This window comes from Streptomyces sp. NPDC007901, assembly GCF_042959465.1.
GTDB lineage: Bacteria > Actinomycetota > Actinomycetes > Streptomycetales > Streptomycetaceae > Streptomyces.
The window spans coordinates 573,738-594,979 of record NZ_JBIBKW010000005.1; the positions used below are offsets into that span (position 1 = coordinate 573,738).

Below are 21,242 nucleotides of genomic sequence, written 5' to 3' on the forward strand. Positions count from 1 at the left end.
CCGTCGGTCATGAACAGGCAATGGTGCGGCAAAAGCCGTGAACGGACTCCGACCCGCACGCACGGGAACACGGGCGGGGCGGCAGTCGTCTACGTTGCAGTAGACCGTCTACAGTCCGGTAGTCACCGAACACGCACCGCACCGAGAGGCCGCCGCCGAGGTCATGAACCGCAAGAGGACCGCGGAGTTCGCGGGGAGCGTCGCGCTCGGTGCCTGGGCGGCCTTCGCCGTGCTCGCCCTGGTCGTGGCCGGCCGGCACAGCGCCCCGCTCGGCATGGACCGCGCGCTGCTGACCTGGTCCCTCGGCCACCGCCCGGCCGTGGCGGTGGCCGTGGCCCGGGGGCTGACCGCGACCGGCACCGGGGTGATCCCGTACGCCCTGGTCGTGGCGGCCGGGCTGTACGCGGGCCGCACCGCGCGCCGGCGGCTGGTCGGCGCGCTGCTCGGCGTGGCCTGCCTCGCCCTGGGACAGGTGGCGCGACGCGGTGTGATGGAGTGGATCGCCCGGCCCAGACCGCCGGAGCAGGACTGGCAGACGCACGCCTCAGGCTGGTCGTTCCCGTCCGGCCACAGCACGACGGCCGCGCTGGCCGCCGGTCTGGTGATCCTCGCCGTCCGGACCCGCGCCCCGCGGGGCGGCACGCCGTGGTGCGTCGCCGTCGCCTGCTGGGCGGTCGCCGTCGGGGGCACCCGGGTCTTCCTCGGTGTGCACTGGGGCACGGACGCGCTCGGCGGCTGGCTGTTCGCCGTCGGCTGGCTGGGCGTCTGCGGGTGCGCGGCGGCCCGGTGGGTCCCGGACGCGGGGACACCGGACGACGTACCGGAGAGACCGGTGCCCGCACCGTGATTCAGGAGGTGGCGCCGGGGCCGTCCGGGCGGGTGCGGCGCTGGTCGATCATCTCCCCGGTGAGCTCCTCCGTCTCGCGCTCCGGGAGCCGTTCGAAGCCGTCCTCCGTGATGACCGAGACCAGCGGGAAGATACGGCGGTTGAGGTCGGGGCCGCCGGTCGCCGAGTCGTCGTCGGCCGCGTCGTACAGCGCCTGGAGCGCGGCCAGGGCGGCCTCGCGGCGGGTCAGGCCGGGGCGGTACAGCTTCTTCAGGGCTCCCCCGGCGTACGGCGAGCCGCTGCCCTCGGCGTGGAAGGCGCGCTTCTCGTAGAGGCCGCCGGCGACGTCGAAGCTGAAGATGCGGCCGCGTTCGCCCTCCGGCGCCTTGACGTCGTAACCGGCGAGCAGTGGGACGACGGCGAGGCCCTGCATGGCCTGGCCGAGGTTCTCGCGGATCATCGCGGCGAGCCTGCGGGCCTTGCCGTCGAGGGTCAGGGGGATGCCCTCGACCTTCTCGAAGTGGGTCAGCTCGACCTGGTAGAGCTTGACCATGTCGAGGGCGAGTCCGACGGTGCCGGCGAAGGCGACCGCCGTGTGGTCGTCGGCGGGGTGCACCTTCTCCAGGTCGCGCTGGGCGATGAGGTTGCCCATGGTGGCCCTGCGATCGCCTGCGATCAGCACGCCGTCGCGGTAGCTGAGGGCCAGGACCGTGGTGCCGTGCGGGAAGGCGCCGGGCGGGGCGACCGTACCGGCGGGCAAGGCACTGCGGGTGGGCAGCAGTTCGGGTCGGTGGGCGGCGAGGAACCCGGCGAAGGACGAGCTCCCGGGCGTGAAGAACTCCTCCCCCAGACAGCCACCGGTGTCATGGTCGTGCGCTGTCATGCCACTCCCCCTCCCGCGCGGGCCCCGTGCGTCGCCCGACGACATCGGACTCCTACCTGATGCGGGCCGCCGGGAAACGCCCCGCCGGTCACAGCGCCCGGCGCCGGACCAGCAGCCCCAGGACCAGGAGCCCCGGCAGCAGCGGCAGCCACACGGTCAGCAGCCGGTAGCCGAGCACCGCGGAGGCGGCCGTGGCGGCCGGGGTCCCGGAGGCGGTGAGGGCGAGGGCGAGGGCCGCGTCGAGCGAGCCGAGGCCGCCCGGGGTGGGCAGCAGCGCGGCGGCACCGCTGGCCGCGAGGTAGAGCAGCGCCACCCGGGCCGGGGACAGCGGCAGTTCGACCGCCCGGATCACGGCGAAGAGGACCAGCGCGTGCAGCCCGGCGAAGGCGAGCGAGCCGCCCCACAGCGCGGCCGCGCGGACCGGACGGGCGTGCAGGGCCCGGATGTCGGCCGCCACGGCGGACACCGCGCCCCGGCAGCGGGGCCACACCCGGGCCCGGAGCAGGGCGACGGCCACGACGGCCGCGACCGTCAGAGCCAGTACCGCGGCCATCGGCACGTGCGGGGTCCGCAGCAGCCCCGGGCAGGCGGGGGCGAGGACGGCGATGAGGGCCAGCCGGACCACGGCACCGGCGGCGGCCTTGACCGCGAGGGCCGACGCGCCACGGCCCGCCGGGAGTCCGCAGCGCATCAGGAACCGCAGGTTCACCGCACCCGCGCCGAGCCCGGCGGGCAGGACGTGGTTGGCGGCCGAGGCGGCGAACTGCGCGGCGACCAGCCGCCCGCCGGGCAGCCGGGACGCGACCGCGCCCTGCTGGGCGAGCGCCGACGACGCCCAGGTCCCGACCGCCGCCACGGCCGCCACCAGCAGCCAGCCGTGGTCGGCGACGGCCAGCCGGAGCGCCCCGTGCTCCACGGTCGGCCAGTGCCGCCGCAGCAGCCAGCCCGCGCAGACCAGCAGGGCGAGACAGAGGCCGCTCTGCCAGTAGACCCCTCGGCGGCCCGCGGCGGGTACGGCGTTCACGTTCGGGACCATCGAGGCACCCACCCCTGTTCCCCTACAGCGCGTAGGACCGTCCATGGACTAGGGGACAAACACTGACAAACTAAACGGAATTATCGGCCGAGGCAGCGCCGGTACGCCCATCCGGACGGCGGCACTACGCGCTGTAAGGTTGTGCCATGGCTGGCACAGGGTCCCGCGGCAGAGCGGAGCGGCGCAGCGCCGGAGAACTGGAGAGCGAGGTCCTCGCAGCCCTGTGGGCGACCGACCGTCCGTTGACCCCGGCCGAGATCCAGTCCGAGATCGGCGGCGGCCTCGCGTACAACACGGTCCATACGATCCTGAAGCGGCTGTACGACAAGGGGCTGGTGCTGCGGGACGCGGACGGGCGGCGCGGCGCGTACCGGCCGGCGAAGAACGCGGCCGAGCTGACCGCCGAGGCCATGCACGAGGCACTGGACCGGGGCCCGGACCCGATCGCGGCGCTCCAGCAGTTCGTGTCCGGGCTGAGCCCGGAGGAGGAGCGGGCGCTGCGGAACCTGTTCGCCGGAGGCGGCGCATGAGGTTCGACGTCTACACCCCGCTGCTGGTCTCCCTGCTGCTGCCGCTGGTCAGCCCGGCGGTCGGCCGACGGGTGGCGCCGGCGCTGGCGGCCCGCGTGCTGACCTCCGCCGCCGCCCTGACCGCCGCCGCGACCACCTGGTCCCTGATCCTGCTGACGACCGCGCTGGTGGGGGATGCCCCGCCGCTGGTCCGGGAGGCACACGAGGACGGGCGCCGGCTGGCCGACCCGGTGCCCGAGGTGATCGGCGTCGCCGCGTGTCTCACGCTGGCCGTGGTGGTGTGGCGGGTGCAGCGGGCGGTACGCGCCGAGCGCCGGACCCGGCGGGCCCTGCGGCGGCTGTGCGCGGGGCATCCCCAGGACACCGAGCTGGTGGTGGCCGCCTCCGAGACGCCCCAGGCGTTCGCGATCCCGGGCCGGCCGGGCCGGATCCTGGTCACGTCGTCGATGCTGAGCGCGCTGGCACCGGCGGAGCGGCGGGTGCTGCTGGCCCACGAACGGGCCCATCTGGCCCACCGGCACGGCCGCCTGGTGACGGCGGCGGCGCTGGCCGCGGCCGCCAACCCGCTGCTCGGCCCGGTCCGTTCGGCCGTGTCCTTCCTGGTGGAGCGCTGGGCGGACGAACAGGCGGCGACCGCCGTCGGCGACCGCGTCACCACCGCCCGGGCCCTGGCCCGGGCCGCCCTCAGTGCGCGGCCGGGCTGCGCCCTCAACTTCACGGACCGCGCGGTGACCCGCCGGATCGCGGCGCTGCAGACGGCTCCACCGCCCTCGCTGTGGCCGGCCGCCGCGGCCGTCCTCGCCCTCGGCGCGCTGGCGGCCCTGTTCGCCGCCGACGCGACGGGCGACCTGGTGGGCCTCCTTTTCAACGCGCTCACGTAAAGCGCCCCGAAAGGGGCGCGGGGCTGTGTCGATGTGCGGCTCCGCCGCGTGGGCGCGACAGGTCACGACGGTGGCGCGGACGACCGACCGTTCCCCGCGCCCCCAAAAAGTCCGCTCAGGTCGGTCGATGAGGTGCCCGGTGCTCCGGCTGGCGCGGAACCGGGCTCGGCCTCGCCGGGGGCACCGCCCGCACCGCTGGGCTGTCCGTGCCGATCGTCACCGGCTCCCCGTGGTGGTGGACGGTGAGCGGCGGACCGTCGAGCAAGGTGTACGTCGCCTTGTCGGCGCCGATCTCCACGCGCAGCCTGCTGTCGCGCAGCTGCAGGCTGAAGGCCAGCCGGCGCAGCCGTTCGGGCAGTCGGGGGGCGAACCGGGCTCCGTCGTCGTAGTGGCGCAGGCCGCCGAACCCGGCCACCAGGGCCATCCAGGTACCGGCGAGGGAGGCGATGTGCAGTCCGTCGCGGGTGTTGTGCTCCAGGTCGTCGAGGTCCATCAGCGCGGCCTCGGCGGTGTAGGCGTGGGCGAGCGTGAGGTGGCCGGCCTGGGCGGCGACGACGGCCTGGCAGCAGGCGGACAGCGAGGAGTCGCGGACGGTCAGCGGCTCGTAGTAGGCGAAGTTGCGGGCGATGTGCTCCTCGTCGAAGTACGCCTCGCAGGTGTACATCGCCAGCACCAGGTCGGCCTGTTTGACGACCTGTTTGCGGTAGAGGTCGAAGTAGGGGAAGTTCAGCAGCAGCGGGTACTGCTCGGGGCGGGTGTTCTCGAAGTCCCAGCGCTGGTAGCGGGTGAATCCGGCGCTCTGCTCGTGGACGCCGAGCTCGTGGTTGTAGGGGATGTGCATGGACTCGGCCGCGTCCCGCCAGGCGGCGCTCTCCTCCGCGTCGACGCGGAGCTCCGCCGCCTGCCGCGGATGGCGTTCCACGGCGTCGGCGGCGGCCAGCAGGTTCGCGCGGGCCATCAGGTTGGTGTACGTGTTGTCGTCGGCGACCGCGCTGTACTCGTCGGGGCCGGTGACACCGTCGATGTGGAAGGCGCCGCGGCTGTCGTGGTGGCCGAGCGAGCGCCACAGCCGGGCGGTCTCCACGAGGAGTTCGACGCCGGTGTCCCGTTCGAAGTCGGTGTCGCCGGTGGCGGCGACATAGCGGACCACGGCGTCGGCGACGTCGGCGTTGACGTGGAAGGCCGCGGTGCCGGCCGGCCAGTACGCGGAGCCCTCCGAGCCCGCGATGGTCCGCCAGGGGAACGCGGCCCCGTCCAGGCCCAGTTGGGCGGCGCGTTCGCGGGCGGCGGGCAGGGTGTTGTGCCGCCAGCGCAGCGCCTCGGCGACGGCGCCGGGGGCGGTGTGGGTGAGGACCGGCAGCACGAACATCTCGGTGTCCCAGAAGGCGTGCCCGTCGTACCCGGAGCCGGTCAGGCCCTTCGCGGGTATCGCCCGCTGTTCGGCGCGGGCGCCCGCCTGCAGGACGTGGAAGAGGGCGAAGCGGACGGCCTGCTGGATCTCCTCGTCGCCGTCCACCTCCACGTCGGCGCGGGACCAGAAGTCGTCCAGGTAGCCGCGCTGTTCGTCGAGCAGCCCCGGCCAGCCCTCGTGCGCGGCGGCGGCGAGGGCCGCGTCCACCTGGTCGGCCATCGCGGGCAGGGAGCGCACCCCGGACCAGCCGTGCGCGACGAACTTCTCCACCCGCAGCCGCTCCCCCGGCTCCAGTACGGAGGTGACGGTCAGCCGGGCCACGTCCGCGCCGCTCTCGGCGCGGGCCGAGGTCCGCTCGGGGCCGGAGACTGTGTGGTCGGCGGCGACCGCGACCCGCAGCCCGCTGCGCCGGGTGCGGTGCACCAGCCGCAGCCGGTGCCCGGCGGCGAAACCGTCCTCCTGCTCCAGCGGCGACTGCAGCGCGATCGCGGCGCGCGGATCGCCGTTCGCGTCGGGCAGTTGCTCGTTGGCGACCAGCTCGGACTGGATCACGATCCGGCAGCGCCGGTCGACGGCCGCCACCTCGTAGGCGACGGCGGCCACCGCCCGCTGGGTCAGCGACACCAGCCGCGTGGAGCGCACCCGTACGGTGGATCCGGCGGGCGAGGTCCACTCGCAGGTCCGCTCCAGGACGCCCCGGCGCAGGTCCAGGACCCGCTCATGGGCGACGAGCCGGCCGTAGCGCAGGTCGAAGGGCTCGTCGTCGACCAGCAGCCGCAGGATCTTGCCGTTGGTGACGTTGATGACGGTCTGCCCGGACTCCGGATAGCCGTAGCCGGCCTCGGCGTACGGCAGCGGGTGCACCTCGTGCACGCCGTTGAGGTAGCTGCCCGGCAGACCGTGCGGCTCGCCCTCGTCGAGGTTGCCGCGCCAGCCGACATGCCCGTTGGACAGCGCGAACACCGACTCGCTCTGGGCGAGCACGTCGAGGTTGAGCGCGGTCTCGCGGACCGTCCAGGGCTCCACGGCGTACGACCGGTGGGTGATCACTCCTTGCCTCCCAGTTCGGCGAGATCCTGCACTACGGTGTCCGCGCCGTGCGCGTACAGGGCGTCCGTCTGCCCGACGCGGTCGACTCCGACGACGTACCCGAAACGGCCCGCGCGGCCCGCGTCCATCCCGGCGAGGGCGTCCTCGAAGACGGCGGCACGGGAGGGTTCGACGCCCAGGTCGCGGGCGGCGGCCAGGAAGGTGTCCGGGTGCGGCTTGCCGGGCAGCCGGCGTTCGGTGGCCACGACGCCGTCGATGCGGACGTCGAAGAAGTGCTCGGCGCCGATCGAGCGCAGTACGTCACGGCAGTTGGCGCTGGAGGAGACGATCGCGGTGCGCAGTCCGTGCGCGCGGACCGCCTCCAGATAGCGCAGGGTGCCGTCGTAGGCCTCCACGCCCTGGGTGCGTATCTTCGCCAGGAGCAGTTCGTTCTTGCGGTTGCCGAGGCCGTGCACGGTGGGCGCGTCGGGTGGGTCGTCCGGGGTGCCCTCGGGGAGGTGGATGCCGCGGGAGTCGAGGAAGGCGCGGACCCCGTCGGCGCGCGGGCGTCCGTCGACGTACTCGTCGTAGTCGGCGACCGCGTCGAAGGGCCGCTGGCCGTCGTGGCCGCGCAGGAAGGCGTCGAAGGTCTCCTTCCAGGCCGCGGCGTGCACGACGGCGGTCTTGGTGACGACCCCGTCGAGGTCGAAGAGGCACGCTTGGATGGTGTCGGGCAGACCGAGTGCAGTCATGTCCCGCATCTTCCCCACCGCGCGGCTTCGAGAGGGTGGCGCCCGCCACATCCCGGGCCGGATGTCACACTTTTTGCGTGCCGCTGACTTTCGACGACCTCCTCGACCGCGCCCGTTCACTCGCCGGACGGGCCCCGCGCGCGCTGCTCGGCATCGCGGGGAGTCCCGGCGCCGGCAAGACGACCCTCGCCGAGCGTCTGGTGCGGGAGTTGAACGGCTCCGGCGAGCCGTGGGTGGCGCAGGTGCCGATGGACGGCTTCCATCTGGCCGACGTCGAGCTGGACCGGCTGGGCCTCAGGGACCGCAAGGGCGCTCCCGCGACCTTCGACGCGGCCGGGTACGCGGCGCTGCTGCGGCGGCTGCGCGCGGAGCCGGAGGACGTGGTGTACGCGCCGGGCTTCGAGCGGGTCCTCGAGCAGCCGATCGCGGGCGCGATCCCGGTGCCGCCGACGGCCCGCCTTGTGGTGACGGAGGGCAACTACCTGTTGCTGGCGGAGGGCCTGTGGGCGCGGGTGCGGCCGGCCCTGGACGAGGTCTGGTTCTGCGAGATCGACGAGTCCGAGCGGATACGACGGCTGGTCGCCCGGCACCAGGAGTTCGGCAAGGGCCACGCGGAGGCGGTGGCCTGGGTGGCGGGCACCGACCAGCTGAACGCCGACCTGGTCGCGGCCACCAGGGACCGGGCGGACCTGGTGGTGCCGGAGACGGCGCTGCCCGCGCGGAAAAAGTCGCGGGCCGCTGTCGATCCGGCCGCCTCCCGTTCGACATCATGATGTGCGGCGTCTCGCCCCACGAGGACACGAACCGAGCCTGGCGAGGAAACACGTGGATCAACTGCTGAGAGTCATGAACTTCGTCGTATCGGCCGACGGGATCGCTGCCGGTGCCAGTGAGCACCAGAGCTTCGAGCGGCCGTTCGGCCTCGACCGTGCCGAGCGGCTGTTCGCCTGGGCCGGCGCCACCGCGAGCTGGCCCAACCGCACGGATGCCGGGGGCAGCCGGGGCCTCGACGACTACTTCACCCGGGACTTCGCCCGCAACATCGGCGCCGAGATCATGGGCCGCAACAAGTTCGGGCCCCAGCGCGGGCCCTGGCAGGACCACGAGTGGCAGGGCTGGTGGGGCGACGAGCCCCCGTTCCGCACTCCGGTGTTCGTCATGACCCACCACGAGCGTCCGTCGTTCACGCTCTCCGACACCACCTTCCACTTCGTCGAGGGCGACCCGGCCACGGTCCTCGCCCAGGCCCAGGAAGCCGCCCAGGGCCAGGACGTCCGGCTCGGCGGCGGCGTCACCACCGTCCGCCAGTTCCTCGAAGCCGACCTCGTCGACACCCTCCACGTGGCGGTCTCACCGGTGAAGTTCGGCTCCGGCCTACGACTCTGGGACTCCCCCGACGAACTCCTCGACCGCTTCCACCTGGAGGTCGTCCCCAGCCCGAGCGGCGTGACCCACCACCTGCTCTGGCGAAAGTGACGTGCCCGCAGTCCAGGCCGCCCTCGATGAACTCCAGGGCGGCCCGGGCCGCGGCGATCTAGCGCACCACGCGGTGCCGGAGGTAGGTGACCCCCGAGTCGAAGGTGCGGGTCTCGACGCGTTCGAGATCCACGCGGCGGTCGTGCCGGGGGAAGTACGGAGTGCCGCCGCCGACCAGCACCGGGTAGACCATGGTGCGGTACTCGTCGATCAGACCCCGTTCGGCCGCCTCGACGGCGAGTGTCGCGCCGCCGATGGCGATGTCGCCCTCTCCCGACTCGGCGCGCAACCGCTCGATCTCCTCCGCCACGCTGCCGGAGGCCAGCCGGGCGGCCTGGCCCCGCACCTCCGACAAGGTGGTGGAGAACACCACCTTGGGAAGCGGGTTCCAGAGCGCGGTCCATTCGCGCTCGGCGGCGTCGAGCGCGGGATCCTGGTCGGCGGTCTCCCAGTAGAGCATCGTCTCGTACAGCCGCCGTCCCATGAGGTGGACGTCGACCTCCTGGATCTCGTCGATCCAGAAGCGGAAGACCTCCTTGTCGGGCGCCGTCCAGTTGAACGTGCCGTCCGGCCCGACGATGTAGCCGTCGAGTGACATGCTCATCGAATAGGTCACGCTGCGCATCGGGAGTCCTCCTGCCAGGGAACGGGTTCGACACTACGACTGCCGGAGACCGCAGGACTCATCGACGCGCGCGGGACGGCCCCTAGCAGGCGGTCAGGGCCAGTTCGGGCACCCCGTGGGCGTCCTCGGCCCCGATGGCGGCCGTGAACTCCTCGGTGTGCACGGTCAGATCGCCTTCGAAGGACGGAGTGAAGTCCCCGCCGGGCCCGTATCGTACGGCGAACACGTGCAGGTGCTCCGGTGCGCCCGGTGCCGGTTCGGCCTCGTAGGCGGTGCTGGAGACCAGGTGGCGCCAGCCTTCGTCCGGGTTGCCGTAGCCGCGCGGGTCGGCGGCGAGCGCGAACGCGGCCTGCTCCTGGGTGAGTTCGGCGCGGGAGTCGAAGTGCTCGGGGCCCTGCGGCGCGGGGTGCGTGAGCCGCAGCGCGCCCGCCGAGGCGACCTCGCCCTCGGCGACCCGGCGCACGCGGTCGCCGTCGTCCGCCGCGTAGGGCAGCCCGGCCAGCAGGTACGGCGTCCCGGTGTAGCGCTCCACGGCCACCGTCACCCACAGGCTGGTGCCGTCCGTGACGTAGAGCGAGCGGACATGGCGCAGCACGTGGTCGGGGCCCACGACCGGCTTGCTGACCAGCTTGGCGGTGAGGCCGTCGGCGTGGACGTCCCGGACCCGGATCTCGCCCATCGGCCGGCAGTACAGGAAGCCGTCCAGGACGGGGCCGAAGCCGTGCTGCCGGTTGACCGCGGCCGGGAGGTAGTAGGTGCCGGCCGCCTCGACCAGGGCGGGGGTCATGTGGTGGTCGAAGGCGACCGACACGGATCCCGCGCGGAGTCGGTGCCGGGCCGGGGCGGTCGACGGGGTGCGGTGCCAGGGGGTGGTGTCCTGGATCTGCCAGACCAGCATCCAGGCGAAGTGCCCGTCGACCCCGCCGTCGGGCTTGACCGCGTGCCGCCCCCAGTTGGTGTCGCCCCGGTAGCGGCCGAGGTCGGAGCCGATCCGGGCGCCGAAGTAGCGCAGGCCGAGCACCGACTCGAAGGCGGAGTGCTGTTCGCTGTAGCGGGGGCCGCCGTTGTCGAAGCCGCCGCCTGGCAGGCGGGCGTCGATGTACCGGGCGAGCGCGTCACCGTCCTCGGCGAACATCTCCTCCCCGCTGATCCGGTGGGCCTGGGCGAGGAAGGACAGGGAGATCGGACCGTAGTTGTTGTCGTAGGCGCCGCCGTGCTCGGGGGGCAGCAGGGCGCCGCGGTCGAGGACTCGGTGGGCGCGGATCTTCTCGGCGTACAGGGCCAGCGCCCGCTCGCGGAGCGGCTCCGCCTCCTCCGGTGGCACATGGCGGGCCAGCATCAGCCCGCCGACCACGCAGCCGATCGCCTGGTTGCCGGCCTCCTGCGGGTTGAAGAAGGTGGCCTCGGTCAGCCAGCGCCAGTAGCCCCGCGCCAGCTCCAGCAGGTCGGCGCGTTGTCCGTCGACGACGAGGCCGTCCGACAGGTCCAGGATGTCGACGGCCTGGAGCAGCGCCCACACCGTGCTGGGCCAGTCCCCGATCGGGTGCGCGCCCGCCTCCAGCACGTAACGGGCGTACGGCAGACCGGAGTCGCGGACGGTGAGGTTCGGGTAGCCGGGGTTGTCCTCGGTGTAGACGCGCTCGCGCAGATGGAAGGCGAGGCTGCGGTGCACGGCCTCCGGGAGCCGCGGGTCCTTCGAGCGCTGCCAGGCGAGGGCCAGCAGGGAGGTGATGCCGAGGGAGGTGTCGCCGATGTCGTCGTCGGCGTCGGGGTGTTCGAGGTTGCCCTCGGGGGTGAGGCGGGCCAGCGCCTGTTCGACGACGTCGGCGAGGACCGCGTCGTACGCCTCGGGGGTGGACGGCAGGTCGTGCAGCGGGCCGAGTTGGCGCGGCAGATGCATCGGAGGAGGTCAGCCCTTCATGCCGGAGGTGGCCATGGTGTGGGTCGGGGTCAGTGGGCGGGTGCGGGCCGGTGGGCGCGCAGGGCGACGGTCAGGGTCTGCGGGCCCTGCCCGCCAATGTAGACGCGGTTCCCGGTCGTCGCGTCGGTGCCGCCCACCACGGTGTGGTCCTGGCCCGGGTCGTAGCGCAGGACGTCGGTCCGGTCCGGTCCGGCGAGTGGTTCGCCCGCCTCGACGGCGGCCTCGACCCGGATCTCGTCGGCGCCGGCCCGATAGGTCATCGGCCCGGCCGTCAGGCACCAGCGTCCGTCGCCGATCGGTACGGCGCCCTCGGGCACGCCGCCCGGCCGGAAGGTCAGTTCGAGGGCCCAGGGCACCGGTGGTCCGCTGATGTCGATCCGCAGGTCGGCGCCGTCCTCCCGCAGGTCCACGTCGACGCGGGTGGTCTGGGAGACCTCGTCCCGGGGGCGGTCCGGGAAGGCCATCGCGGCCGAGAAGCGCCCCTCGTCCGTGATCCGGTAGGCGCCGTCGGCCTGTCGCCGGTCCGGTGGGAGCGGCTGGTAGTAGGCGGCCGTGAGGGTCTCGGTGAGCCGGTACCCGTGGTCGGCGCTCTGTCGCATGTCGGCGGCGCGGAACGGGCCGAGGTCGAAGAATCCCCGGGAGAGGCGGACCGCGTCGAGGACGGCGTCGCCGGCGAACAGGCGCAGGAAGGTGGGGTTGCAGGCGAGGCCCGAGCGGATGCGCCGGTGCTCGGGCACGTCCGAGCCGCCGTACAGGACGCTGTGCGCGGTGGCGGAGGCGCGTGAGGCGAGGCGTGCCGTGCTGATGTACCTCTCGCGGTGAGCGGGTTCCGGCGCCGGTGCCGGCAGTGGGCGGCACAGGTCGGGGGTGAGGAGGGTCTCGGCGAGCAGGGTGGGGTCGTCGATGCCGCCGGCCGCCGCCCGGTGCGCCGCCCGGCTGAGGTCGCCGCGGCCGGTGCGGATCGCGAGCAGCCGGTAGTGCGGCAGGTAGGGCGCCAGCGGGAACGGGTGGTGCTGGTCCTGGCGTCGCGAGTGGACGGTCTCCACCGTGCCGTCCGGTCTGATGAGGTCCAGGGTCGCGGTGAGGTTGCGTTCGACGGCCTCCCGCAGGTCTGCGCGGCCGAGGACGTCGGCGAGCAGGAGCAGCGACGGGTTGGACACGTGGGACGCGTACACGGCGCTGCGTTCCGAGTACAGGCCTTCCGCGTCGATGTCGACGCCCTCGGCGAGCCACGCGTCGACGCGGTCGAGCAGCCGGTCGTCCGGGAAGGACCGGTGCAGCCGGGCCAGCGCCGCGGACAGCTCCCAGCGGTGGTTCGGGGTGTGCGCCCCGCCGGTCAGGAGGCTGTCGGAGGCGGCGCCGGCGATCTCGGCGAGCGCGGCCGTGACCTCGCGCAGTTCCGGCCCCGCACCGGCGGCGAGGACATGCGCGTCGCACACGTCGTTGACGGTGAACGCGGAGTCCGGCGGTGACTGCACGTTGTCGCCGCCGGCGAAGAGACCGGTGGCGGTCTGCGCGGCCCGCAGGGCGCGCAGGTGCGTCGTCGCGGCGGCGACGGCCTGCCCGCTGCCGTGCAGGGCCGAGTCCGGGGACCGGTACGCCGCGACCAGGGTCTTCACCCGGCGGGCCAGGGCGCGGTGGGTCACACCGGCGGGTTCCTCCCCGGGGCCGGCCGCGAGCGGGGCGGCCGACCGGTCGGCGGCACCGGCCGCCGCGCGGAGGAACTCGTGGTCGAGCGGGGTGGGCAAGGTCAGTCCTTCAGTCCGGCGTTGATGTCGGCGCTCATGACGTAGCGCTGGAACACCAGGAAGACGAGGATCAGCGGAATCATGGAGATGACCGATCCGCCCAGCAGCACCGACCAGTTGATGTTCTGCGCCCCGACGAGGCTCTGGATGCCGATCTGCACGGTGAACTTGTTCGGGTCGTTGAGCATCAGCAGCGGCCAGATGTAGTCGTTCCAGCGCCACTGGAAGGACAGGATGGCGAGGGTCAGCATGATGGGCCGGGAGATCGGCACCATGATCCGCAGGAAGATCGACAGTTCACGGGCGCCGTCGATCCGGGCGGCCTCGACGAGTTCGTCGGGGACCGTCAGGAAGAACTGGCGGAACATGAAGCATCCGGTGGCGGTGAGCACGGCCGGGAGGATGATGCCGCCGAAGGTGTTGTAGAGGCCGAGGTCGCGGACGACCAGGAACTCCGGGGCGAGCATGACCTCGGACGGCAGCATGGTGGTGGCGAGGATGCAGAGGAAGAAGACCTTGAGCCACTTGTTGTCGTACTTGGCCAGCGCGTAGCCGGTGCAGCAGCTGACCCCCACCGTGAGGATCGTCGTGATCACGCACACGATGGCCGTGTTGACGAAGTACTGGGAGAAGTTGGCGCTGTCCCACGCCGCCTTGTAACCCGACAGCGTGGGGTGGTGCGGAAGCACCGTCAGCGGAAGGGAGAACAGGTCTCCCGCCGGCTTGAAGGAGCTGAGGACGAACCACAGCACCGGCAGCCCGTAGAGGGCGGCCAGGATCCACAGCAGTGTCGTCGCGGGTACCGCGCGCCGGAGCCCACCGTCGCGCCCGCCTCGGGGCCGCCGCTTGGAAGGGACTTTGACGGAACCGGCGTCGACCGGACGCGGGGTGTCGGTGGTGGTCATCGGTTCTCCATCCGCCGGTTGGCGATCAGCTGGATGATCGCGACGGCCATCAGGATGAGCATCAGCACGAACGACGCGGCGCTCGCGTAGCCGATCTGGCCCCGGTTGAATCCGGTCTGGTAGATGTACTGGACAAGCAGGTTGTTCGACGTGCCCGGTCCGCCGTTGTTGAGGGAGACGAACAGCGGGTATTCCTTCATCGCGTTGATCGTGTTGAGGAGGATGACGATGAAGGACGTCGGCGCGATGCTCGGCAGCGTGATGCTGATGAACTGGCGCCAGGGGCCCGCGCCGTCGAGCGAGGCCGCCTCGTAGTACGAGGTGGGCACGTTCTTGATCGCCGCGATGAACAGCAGCATCGAGAAGGCCGTTCCCCACCAGGCGCCCGCCATCACGACCACGCCCAGCGACAGGTCCGCGTTCGACTGCCATGCGATGGCGTGCCCGCCGAGCTTCTCGACGACGTAGTTGATCAGTCCGAAGTTCTCACCGAACAGCCACCGCCACAGGACACCGACGACGATGGGCGAGATGAGCCACGGGATGAAGAAGATGACACGGGCGAACGACGCGCCCTTGGCCTGCTTGCTCACCACCAGGTTGGCGATGAGGAGCGAGAGCACGAAGTTCAGCGGCACGACCAGCACGGTGTACAGCAGCGTGCGGAGCAGCGCGTCGTAGAACGTGGAGTCCCCGAACAGGTTCGTGTAGTTGTCCAGTCCGACGAACTGGAACGCCCCCACACCCGTGTAGTTCGTGAAGGAGTAGACGAGCCCGATCACCGCCGGCCAGACGAAGAACAGTCCGAAGAGGACGACGTTGGCCGCGATGAGGACGAGCGGCGCGACGGTGTAGGTGCTGCGTCGCCTGGGCGGGCTCCCGGACACGTCCGAGGCGCGTTTTTTCATCTTCCTGACTCCGTGCTGGGGGATGGGATTGCCGGGGGCTCACCCCGTGAGCCCGGCGTGACCTGGGCGCCCAGGGCGGGGCGGCGGTGTCTCGACCGCCGCCGCCCGGCCCTGTGACCTGCGATCAGCCGCCGACCTGCTGGTTGTAGCCGGACACGATGTTCTCCAGGGCCTTGTCGGCCGACTGCTGGCCGTTGATCGCCTTGCCGAGCTCCGTCTTGGTCGGGTCCTCGGTGAGGCTCTTGCCCTTCAGCACCCACGCCGTCTGCGCGTTGTTGAAGTAGCCCGAGATCGGGGCGTACAGCGGGATCTCCTCGTTGTACAGCTTGAAGGCCGCCTGCGCCGCGTCCGAGGTGAAGGGGTACTTCGGGCTCAGACCGCTCTCGACCGGGAGGAAGCCCGAGGACTCGACCAGCTCGGTGTACTGCTTCGGGTCGTACACCCAGGACATGAACTTCTGGGCAGCGGTGGCCGCGGCGCCGTTGTTGTTGAAGCCGACCATCATGCCGCCGCTGTTGACGTCACTGGCCTGCACCGGCTGGGCGGGGGTCGGGACGCTCGCCCAGCCGAACTTCTTGATGCTGTCCGCGAAGGCGGCGACCTGCCACACTCCGGACCAGTAGGCGACGACGTCACCGCTCTGGAACATGGCGGACGGGTCGGCGCCGCTGGTCCACACCGACTTCGGCATGACCTTGTCGTCGTTGAGTCCGACGAAGTAGTTCACGGCCTTCTTGGTCGCGGCGTCCGCGGAGAACTTGCCGGAGGAGTCCGCGTGGACGTACTTCCCGCCCATCTCGTACACCATGGCGCGCAGCCGGGACGGCGACTGGTCGAAGGTGAGGGAGTACTTGGCGCCGGTCTTCGCCCGGACCTTGTTGGCCGCCGCGATGAACTCGTCCCAGGTCCAGGTGTCCGAGGACGAGCTCGGGACGTCGACGCCGGCCTTCTTGAACAGCGTCTTGTTGATGAACAGACCGGACGCGGTGACGTCCGAGGGGATGGACAGCACCTTGCCGGACGAGTCCTTGGCGAGGAAGTTGCTGTTGATGTTGTAGCTCTTGTTGTTGGCGATGGAGCTGAGGTCGATCAGCTTGTTCGACCAGATCGGGTCGAGCGCCGGCACGTCGGCGACGTCGGGCAGGGAGTTCGCCTGCGCGGCGTTGTGCAGCTTCGTCGTGTAGCCGTCGTAGGGGACGTTGACGAGCTTGACGTTGACGCCGGTTTCCTTCTTGTACTGCTTCACCAGCTTCTTCCAGCCCGCGTCCTGCCCCGGAACCGTGGAGATCCAGAAGGTCAGCGACTTGGCGTTCCCGCCGGAGCCGGAGCCCGACCCGCAGGCGGAGAGCAGCAGGGCTCCTGCCGAGGCCACGGCAGCGAGGGGAAGCAGGCGGCGCATACCGCCGCGGCCGAGTCGGCGAGAGCGCCGCACACCCACAGTGGTCATCTTCGATCCCATTTCTTCGGAGGGACGGAGCACGGCGCCGACCAGGCGGCACGGGTGCATTTTGAAGGAAAAGTCACTTTCCGGGGGCGCGGCCTCGCCCGGCCGCATCGTCCACGCGGGGCGAGATCCCCGGCCGTCCTGGCCGTCACCGCACGGGCACGCCCTCGTGCGGTTGCCGTACATCCTCGTGCACGGGCTGGGAGGCTCACCCCAAGCCGGCGTCCCGACCGACTTAGAAAGCGCTTGTCCGGACATTGGCAGACCGAGTCGGAGGCCGTCAATCCTTCACCTGCGCGCCTTCGGTCACGTTTTGGACTCCCTTGGCGACGGCGAGCCGGGCGGCACCCGCGACGGTGCCGAGATCGCCGATCTGGCTGCTGACCACCTCGGTGGGCCAGCTCAGCCGCCCCAGCTCGGCCCGCACGCCGGGCAGCAGCTGCGGATCGGCGCCCGTGCTGCCGCCCAGCACGAGGAGCCCGGGGTCCAGCACGGCGGTCACGGCGGCGGCCAGCCGGCCCACGTCGGCGGCGTGCCGGGCCACGAGGGAGCGAGCGGGCTCCCGGCCCTGGGCGGCCAGCGCGAAGAGCCGGTCGGCGGTGCGCGGGCGTGGGCCGTCGGCGGCCCGCCAGGCCTCGGCGGCCCGGCGCAGCAGGGCCTGGGAGCCCACGTAGGCCTCCAGGGCCTCCTGGCGGGGTTCCCGGTCGTCGTCCCAGGGGTAGGGCAGCCGGGCGAGCTCACCGGCGGCCCCGTTGGCGCCGCGCAGCACCTGGCCGCCGATGACGATGCCGAGACCGATACCGACGCCGATGCGCAGATAGCCGAAGGTGCGCCGGCCCCGGGCGGCCCCCTCGTGGAGTTCCGCGAGGGCGGCGCAGTTCACGTTGTTCTCCAGGTGGACGGGGACGCCCGGCGGCAGCGCGACGGACACCGCGTCGAAGACGGGCCCGGCCTTGGCGGTGGCCGGGCGCATGCCGCCGCGTGTCCGGTCGGGTTCCGTGACATCACCGACGGCGACCACGATGGCTCGCAGCGGGGCGCCGGCGGGCAGCGCGTCCAGCGCCTCCCGGACGGCGTCGGCGGCCCTGGCCCGGGGGGTGGCGGCCTCGGCGAGCAGCGTGCCGTCCAGGGCGCAGCCCCGCACCCTGGTGCGGGCCGGGCCGAGGTCGACGGCGAGCACCGAGCCGGAGGCGGGGCCGAGACCGTACACGGCGGCGGAGCGGCCGGTGCCACCGGACGCGGTGCCGGAATGGCTGGCAAGCCGGGCCCCCTCCAGTTCCGCCACGGCGGCGGAGACCGTCGGCTTGGACAGGCCCGCGAGGCTCGCGAGCTGCGGCCGGGTGGCGCTGCCGGCCTGGGCGAGCACGGCGAAGACCGCGCCGGCGCTCTCGGTGAGGCGGGGGGCTTCAGTCACGACGTGTTCCACAGTTCCCCCAGGGGTCAGGGGCCGCGCTCCCCGGGTTGCGGGATGCGGCGATGCGATGCCCTCGTGTCGCGCGGTCCCGCCCTGCGGCGGTGTCCCGTTGATCGACTGCGCGACGACTCTTGACGCACTGTACTTCGTTAGTTAACTTCCTAACGAAGTACACGGTACTCGCCTGCCGTGCTCCGCAAGAAGCCCGTCCCGGGGCTTCCCGACTAGCTCAACTCCTGTTCGGCCAGGTGCGGTTCGCCCGCCGTCACGGCACAGTGCCATGCTCTTCGGCGCGCTTTGCCCAGACGACGAAAGAGGCTCCGTGCAGGACGCTCCTTCCTCCCCGCTCGTAGTCGGTATCGACGTGGGCGGCACCAAGACCCAGCTCCGCGCGCTCACCGGCGCGGACCCGGTCGCCGACCACGTCCTCCCGAGCACCGGCTGGCGGCCGCACGACCCGGCCGCCGCCGCCCGCTGGCTGACCGCGCTGGTCCACGAAGCCCTGCCGGCCGCCACCCGCCCCACCGCCCTCGCCGTCGGCGGGCACGCCTGTGAGACCCCCCGTCAGTGCGCCGGCATCGCCGCCGCGCTCCGGGAGTCCCTGGACGTGCCCGTCCTCGTCGTGGGCGACGCGGAACTCCTGGTCCCCGCCGCCGGCCTGGACAAGGGCGTCGGCCTGGTCGCCGGCACCGGCTCGGTGGCCGTGGGCCGGCAGGCCGACGGCAGCCCCGTGCAGGTCGGCGGCTGGGGCGCGGTCCTCGGTGACGAGGGCGGCGCCGCCGGACTCGTCCGGGAGGCCGCCCGCGCCGCCTGGGCCGCACACGACCGCGGCGAGACCCCCGACGCGCTCGCGACGGGACTGATCGCCGCCTTCGAGGTGCCCGAGGTGCCCGCGCTGGGCGCCGCGCTGGAGAGCGCCTCGTCCGTCTCCTCGGAGTGGGGCCGGCACGCGCCGGTCCTCTTCGCCGCGGCGGACGCGGGCTCCCGGCTCGCGCAGGACGTGATAGCCGACGGCGGGCGCGCGCTCGCCGGCCTCGTCGCCCGGCTCGCCGACCGCGGGCTGGCCGTGGACGACGTGGTGGTCGCGGGCGGCACGATCCTCTCCCAGCCGCGCCTGTACGACGCCTTCGCCGCCGCGCTCGCCGACGCCGTACCGGGCGCCCGGCCGCAGCGGTTGCGGGTCCCGCCGGTCGAGGGAGCGGTGGCGCTGGCGCGTTCGATCCTGTGAGCACCCCGTCCCGGCCCGTCCGGTCCCGCACCTGTGGACCACGGGCCGTTCGACGCTGCGAACGCGCAGGTCCAGGCCACATCTTCCTGTGAACCGCTGAGCTGTCGTTCAACTCCGGTCCATACGGCGGTCGTCGGACGATGGCCGCCGGGACACGGACCCGCCTTAGAACTTCGCTCGTTCGACACGTTTCCCACGCGAACCCACACGCCCACGCACACCGGGCGCACCGGGTGTTCGTGCGAACTCCCGCCGGCCGTCGCGCCGCAGAACTCAAGAGAGGCACCTCCATGCCGTCATCTGCCGGGCACCACACCTCCTCTCCGGCCCGTGGACTCGCCGTCGGCCGACGGGGATTCCTGAAGACCTCGCTCGGCGCGTCGGCGGGCATGGTGACCGCCCCGACCCTGGTCAGCTGGCTCGCCGCCGCCGACGCCAAGGCCGCGACGGCCCTCGCGTTCGTCGACGACTACAAGACGAACATCAGCACCAACCTCACCGCCGACACCAACGCGGTGGTCCGCATCCTCGGCGGCTTCGCGCAGATATGGAAGACCGGTTCCGCCTGGAACACCGGCAGCGTGCTGCGTGCCGACATCCTGCGCGCCAACATGCGCTACTGCGCCCGCGTCACCACCCGGCGCACCGCCGACGAGGCGAAGAAGGCGTTCCTGTACGACCGTCAGCACCAGAGCTACGCGATGATCGCCGGCCTCGGCCCGCTCGCCGACCTCTACAAGGCCGGCTCGCTCGCGGTCACCTCGATCACCAGCGCGCCCGACACCACGCCCGCGACCACGATCAGCGACGCCGTCCCGGCCGGCGCCCCGGCGGGCTCCGCGCTCGGCGCGGGCTCGCACGACTCGGCGCTGGGCAAGGTGGCCACCCTGGTCGACACCGTGCGCGGCACCTACGCGTCCGGCAACCCGTCCAAGTACGCCTACCAGTACCCGCGTCCGTGGCGGATGAACGAGGACAGCGAGGTCGTCGACACCGGCACGACCGACGCCTTCGGCTTCCCGGTCTACGAGTCCGACGTGGTCGTCGCCCCGCAGCTGCTGCGCCAGCGCGGCACCTCCCCCACCGACGACGGCGGCTTCCCCTCGGGCCACACCAACGCCTTCCACCTGGCGGGCCTCGCCTACGCGTACGCGGTGCCGGAGCGCTTCCAGGAGCTGGTCGTCCGCGCCCTGGAGCTCAGCGACACCCGCATCCTCGCCGGCATGCACAACACCGTCGACGTGATCGGCGGCCGCGTCATGGCCACCGCGCTGGCCGCCGCCACCCTCGCCGACCCGGCCAACGCCGACCTCAAGGCGGCCGCCCGCGCCCAGGCCCTGGCCTACTTCGAGGCGCAGACCGGCGCCACCGCCGACACCCTGTACGCCTACGCCCACGCGGCCGGCACCGGCACCGACCCGTACGCCGACCGCGAGGCCAACGAGCGCGCGGCCACGCCCCGGCTGACGTACGTCCTGGAGCGTCAGGGCCGCGACCTGCCGCTCACCGTGCCCAAGGGCGCCGAGGTGCTGCTGGAGACCCGCCAGCCGTACCTCTCCGCCGACCAGCGCCGCGAGGTGCTGCGCACCACCGGTCTGCCCTCCGGGTACGTGCTGCTGGACGGCCCGGAGCAGTGGGGCCGCCTCAACCTGTTCGCCGCGGCGGACGGTTACGGCGCCTTCGACGCGGACGTCACGGTCACCCTGGACGCGGCGGCGGGCGGCTTCGCGGCGGCCGACGCCTGGCGCAACGACATCGACGGGCGCGGCGGCCTGACCAAGCTGGGCACCGGCACGCTGACGCTGACCGGCCGCAACCGGTACACGGGCGGGACCGTGCTGGCGGCGGGCACCCTGGTCGCCGGTTCCGACGACGCGCTGGGCCACGGCGACGTCCGGGTCGCGGGCGGCACCCTGCGCGTCTCCGAGCGGGTCTTCGTGCGCGGGACGTACGCGCAGGACACGGGCGCCCTGGAGGTCACCCTCGCCAAGGGCTGCAAGGCGCCGCTGACGGTGAAGCACCTCGCGGTCCTCGGCAAGGGCACCACCCTCGTCCTGAACCTCGACACCGAGCACCCGCCGGCCGCGGGCAGCACCCTCGCCGTCATCGACGCACCGCGGCTGCGCGGCCAGTTCGACACGGTGGAGCTGAACTCCGCCACGCTGCGGGCCGTACCCGTGTACACGGCAGACGGTCTGTCGGTACGACTCCTGAAGCGGTGACGC

18 protein-coding genes are annotated in these 21,242 nt (G+C 72.7%); 7 read left to right on the forward strand and 11 right to left on the reverse strand.

All coding sequences use genetic code 11. The features are described 5' to 3' along the window. The first annotated feature begins 163 nt into the window (after positions 1 to 163). Positions 164 to 847 (forward strand): phosphatase PAP2 family protein, encoded by a 684-nt coding sequence (locus tag ACFZDK_RS20000; protein WP_390974089.1) that lies wholly within the window; start codon positions 164 to 166, stop codon positions 845 to 847. Position 848: 1 nt separating this feature from the next. On the opposite strand, the gene prcB is transcribed toward ACFZDK_RS20000, so the two are convergent. Together prcB and ACFZDK_RS20010 are read right to left on the reverse strand one after the other, a co-directional pair. Beyond that, the gene (gene prcB / locus ACFZDK_RS20005) at positions 849 to 1,709 is read right to left on the reverse strand and encodes a proteasome subunit beta (RefSeq protein ID WP_390974091.1); all 861 of its coding nucleotides are present in this window, start codon (positions 1,707 to 1,709) and stop codon (positions 849 to 851) included. An 88-nt stretch (positions 1,710 to 1,797) separates the two neighbouring features. Next, positions 1,798 to 2,745 (reverse strand): lysylphosphatidylglycerol synthase domain-containing protein, encoded by a 948-nt coding sequence (locus ACFZDK_RS20010; RefSeq protein WP_390974092.1) that lies wholly within the window; start codon positions 2,743 to 2,745, stop codon positions 1,798 to 1,800. 146 nt (positions 2,746 to 2,891) lie between these two features. On the opposite strand from ACFZDK_RS20010, the gene ACFZDK_RS20015 reads away from it, so the two are divergent. Both ACFZDK_RS20015 and ACFZDK_RS20020 read left to right on the forward strand, forming a co-directional pair. After that, positions 2,892 to 3,275 (forward strand): BlaI/MecI/CopY family transcriptional regulator, encoded by a 384-nt coding sequence (locus ACFZDK_RS20015; RefSeq protein WP_355718298.1) that lies wholly within the window; start codon positions 2,892 to 2,894, stop codon positions 3,273 to 3,275. Then, positions 3,272 to 4,156, forward strand: a complete 885-nt coding sequence (locus ACFZDK_RS20020) for a M48 family metalloprotease (RefSeq protein ID WP_390974093.1) — start codon at positions 3,272 to 3,274, stop codon at positions 4,154 to 4,156. Before ACFZDK_RS20015 ends, ACFZDK_RS20020 begins: the two co-directional genes overlap by 4 nt. Before the next feature lie 115 nt (positions 4,157 to 4,271). On the opposite strand, the gene ACFZDK_RS20025 is transcribed toward ACFZDK_RS20020, so the two are convergent. Together ACFZDK_RS20025 and ACFZDK_RS20030 are read right to left on the reverse strand one after the other, a co-directional pair. Then, complete coding sequence (locus ACFZDK_RS20025) at positions 4,272 to 6,617, reverse strand: glycosyl hydrolase family 65 protein (protein WP_390974095.1); 2,346 nt, start codon at positions 6,615 to 6,617, stop codon at positions 4,272 to 4,274. Beyond that, complete coding sequence (locus tag ACFZDK_RS20030; RefSeq protein WP_390974096.1) at positions 6,614 to 7,348, reverse strand: beta-phosphoglucomutase family hydrolase; 735 nt, start codon at positions 7,346 to 7,348, stop codon at positions 6,614 to 6,616. Before ACFZDK_RS20030 ends, ACFZDK_RS20025 begins: the two co-directional genes overlap by 4 nt. A 77-nt stretch (positions 7,349 to 7,425) precedes the next feature. On the opposite strand from ACFZDK_RS20030, the gene ACFZDK_RS20035 reads away from it, so the two are divergent. After that, positions 7,426 to 8,121: a nucleoside/nucleotide kinase family protein gene (locus tag ACFZDK_RS20035; RefSeq protein ID WP_390974098.1), complete on the forward strand. Its 696-nt coding sequence runs from the start codon at positions 7,426 to 7,428 to the stop codon at positions 8,119 to 8,121. Positions 8,122 to 8,173: 52 nt separating this feature from the next. Next, a complete protein-coding gene (locus ACFZDK_RS20040; protein WP_390974100.1) occupies positions 8,174 to 8,824 on the forward strand; it encodes a dihydrofolate reductase family protein in 651 nt (216 codons plus the stop codon). A gap of 58 nt (positions 8,825 to 8,882) precedes the next feature. On the opposite strand, the gene ACFZDK_RS20045 is transcribed toward ACFZDK_RS20040, so the two are convergent. The 7 genes from ACFZDK_RS20045 to ACFZDK_RS20075 form a co-directional block, all read right to left on the reverse strand. Continuing rightward, positions 8,883 to 9,449 (reverse strand): dihydrofolate reductase family protein, encoded by a 567-nt coding sequence (locus tag ACFZDK_RS20045; protein WP_390974101.1) that lies wholly within the window; start codon positions 9,447 to 9,449, stop codon positions 8,883 to 8,885. Between the two features lie 82 nt (positions 9,450 to 9,531). Next, positions 9,532 to 11,349, reverse strand: coding sequence for a hypothetical protein (locus ACFZDK_RS20050; RefSeq protein WP_390974103.1), 1,818 nt, complete (start codon positions 11,347 to 11,349; stop codon positions 9,532 to 9,534). 50 nt (positions 11,350 to 11,399) lie between these two features. Then, positions 11,400 to 13,118 carry a hypothetical protein gene (locus tag ACFZDK_RS20055; protein ID WP_390974105.1) on the reverse strand — a complete coding sequence of 573 codons (1,719 nt, stop codon included), beginning with the start codon at positions 13,116 to 13,118 and terminating at the stop codon, positions 11,400 to 11,402. Positions 13,119 to 13,120: 2 nt separating this feature from the next. Continuing rightward, on the reverse strand, positions 13,121 to 14,023 hold the full coding sequence (locus tag ACFZDK_RS20060; RefSeq protein WP_390974107.1) for an ABC transporter permease subunit: 903 nt from the start codon (positions 14,021 to 14,023) through the stop codon (positions 13,121 to 13,123). Beyond that, positions 14,020 to 14,931, reverse strand: a complete 912-nt coding sequence (locus tag ACFZDK_RS20065; RefSeq protein WP_390974109.1) for an ABC transporter permease subunit — start codon at positions 14,929 to 14,931, stop codon at positions 14,020 to 14,022. The genes ACFZDK_RS20060 and ACFZDK_RS20065 overlap by 4 nt, the downstream gene beginning before the upstream one ends. Positions 14,932 to 15,055: 124 nt before the next feature. After that, positions 15,056 to 16,378 (reverse strand): extracellular solute-binding protein, encoded by a 1,323-nt coding sequence (locus ACFZDK_RS20070; RefSeq protein WP_390974110.1) that lies wholly within the window; start codon positions 16,376 to 16,378, stop codon positions 15,056 to 15,058. 277 nt (positions 16,379 to 16,655) lie between these two features. Continuing rightward, positions 16,656 to 17,789: an ROK family protein gene (locus ACFZDK_RS20075; RefSeq protein WP_390974111.1), complete on the reverse strand. Its 1,134-nt coding sequence runs from the start codon at positions 17,787 to 17,789 to the stop codon at positions 16,656 to 16,658. Between the two features lie 322 nt (positions 17,790 to 18,111). On the opposite strand from ACFZDK_RS20075, the gene ACFZDK_RS20080 reads away from it, so the two are divergent. Then, positions 18,112 to 19,017: a BadF/BadG/BcrA/BcrD ATPase family protein gene (locus ACFZDK_RS20080; RefSeq protein WP_390974113.1), complete on the forward strand. Its 906-nt coding sequence runs from the start codon at positions 18,112 to 18,114 to the stop codon at positions 19,015 to 19,017. Positions 19,018 to 19,307: 290 nt separating this feature from the next. Next, positions 19,308 to 21,239 (forward strand): phosphatase PAP2 family protein, encoded by a 1,932-nt coding sequence (locus tag ACFZDK_RS20085; RefSeq protein ID WP_390974114.1) that lies wholly within the window; start codon positions 19,308 to 19,310, stop codon positions 21,237 to 21,239. Positions 21,240 to 21,242 lie beyond the last annotated feature (3 nt).